This is a genomic window from Calditrichota bacterium, assembly GCA_013151735.1.
Taxonomy (GTDB): Bacteria; Zhuqueibacterota; JdFR-76; order JdFR-76; family BMS3Abin05; genus BMS3Abin05.
This window is the reverse complement of record JAADHR010000117.1, coordinates 1-2,138: the sequence shown is the minus strand read 5'-3', so window position 1 is coordinate 2,138 and position 2,138 is coordinate 1. Positions and strand designations below refer to the sequence as shown.

1 protein-coding gene is annotated in these 2,138 nt (G+C 52.4%); it reads right to left on the bottom strand.

Annotation, left to right across the window (positions count from 1 at the left end; all coding sequences use genetic code 11):
* Window positions 1-147: 147 nt before the first annotated feature.
* Window positions 148-2,138, bottom strand: a 1,991-nt coding sequence (gene yicI, locus GXO76_08150) for an alpha-xylosidase (GenBank protein NOY77826.1), incomplete at its 5' end; no start/stop codon positions are given.

Sequence of the window (2,138 nt, the reverse complement as noted above, 5' to 3'; positions counted from 1 at the left end):
TTGAATAACAGCGCGCTCCAATCTTCCCGTCCGGATCATCTGCCTCTCGAAATAATCAAGGCCTGATACTTCCTCGAGAAGCAGCTGAATGATCCTCGATTCTGGAATACCAGCCATTTTGCCTCCCTCTTTGACAACCCCGTAATTTTATTTTAAGACGATTTCGTGCGTACCGGATTCACCATCCAGTAAAATATGTACCTCCCTTCTGGAAGGATTCGTCCAGGCGACGGGTGCCCTTTTCATGGAAGACGCTCTCCTTGTCAGCGGTAGGCTCTTTCCGTCCAGCCAGAGGGATGTCGGACGCTTTTCATCCAAAAACGTCAAGTGGAGCCGCTTGCCCGTTTTTCCGAGGGTAATCCTCTTTTCTCCATTTTCGCTTTTTCCAAGCACAGAAATCAGTTTGCGATCTTCATCCATAATCATAAAAAAACGGCGGTTTTTTAAGAACACCCGAATCTCCAACGGATTCCAGGGTTTCTCACCCACATACTGGGCCGGTTCTACAAGAGGAATCACGGCATCTTCCCGAATGAAAATCGGCAGGGTGTCCAGAGGAACCGTTTCTTCGTACACCCGGTTTCCCTCCACCGTTTTGCCGGTCCAGAAGTTCAGCCAGGTACCGGGTGGTACGTAGTATGTGACATGCCCCTCGGGATTGAGGACCGGCACCACCAATAAATCACGCCCGAGCAGGTATTCGTGCTCCCAGACGTGAATGACCGGGACGTGTTGAAATTCCATCATCAGCGGTCGTACGACCGGCCAGCCGGTTTCGACTGCCTCGTGTGCCAGCGAATACAAATACGGTAACAGCGAATAGCGGAATTCGTCAAATTTTTTGAAGATGCGAACGGCCTCTTCACCAAATTCCCAGGGTTCCCGGGGATTGGTACCGTGGCAGCGCGCATGGGAGGATAACAAGCCCCATTGTGCCCAGCGAATGTACAATTCCGGCGAGGGTGGCCCGCCCTGAAATCCGCCAATGTCGTGGCTCCAGAACGGCAATCCTGACAGAGAGGCACTCAGCCCGGCACGCAGCACCGCCGCCATGTCGTTCCACGTGCAGTGAGAATCCCCTGACCAGCCCAGCGGATAGCGCTGGCTGCCAGCGTATCCGGATCGTCCCCACACCAGCGCGTGGTCCTCTGAAAAATCCCGGGAGGTTTCGTACACCGTCCGGTTGTAGAGAAGGCTGTACACATTGTGCAATTCCCTTCCGGTTCGGCCGTCTGCGGCTACCGAATTAACCGGCACGGCTTCGCCCATATCGGTTTTAAAGACATCCGCCCCCATTTCGAGTAACCGTTGATGCTGTTCCACATACCACCGGCGGGCTTCCGGATTGGTAAAATCAATGATGCCGGCCTGTTCCATGTCAAAAACCGGAAGGGTGTAGGTAGACCCGTCTTCCCGTTTTAAAAAATAGCCCTTTTTGTCCAATTCCTCGAATCGGTCGCTTCGTTTGGAAACATAGGGCTGTTCCCAGAGGGAAATTTTAAAATGTTGTGCGTGGAGGTGATCAATCATTTCTTTGGGATTGGGGAAATCCGCTTCATTCCAGACGAAATCGCACACCTTGCGATGGCGCATCCAGTGGGGATCCAGGTGGAGCACATCCGCCGGAATACGGCGATCCCGTAGTCCCTGCGCCACTGCTTCCACTTGTTTTCGGGAATAATACTCGGCCCGGGACATCCAGAGACCAAAGCTCCAGAGCGGCGGAATCTCCGGTCGACCGGTCAATTTGACGTATTTCTTAAGAATTGCCTTAAACTCCGGGCCGTACATCCAGTAAAAATCCAGTAGATCGTCTTCCACTTCAAACGAATAACTCACAAACGTTGGGTTGCCGATTTCGTAGTGAATCCGGTGACCTGTATTTACAAAAATCCCGTATCCCTTGCTGCTCATAAAAAACGGGATGTTTTTGTATGTGCGATCGGTGGCCGTAGAAGCCGTGTCGGAATTCCAGGAGAGCATTTTCTGATGCCGTTTAGAAAGCGGGCCGAATTTTTCACCAAAGCCAACCATCTGCTCGTCAGAATCCAGGGCCCCGCTGAAAAAAAAGCTGGTTTCGCCGTTGGCTTCCCGAATGCCGATGGGAAACACCGGATGTACCAATCGCGAAGCGCCTT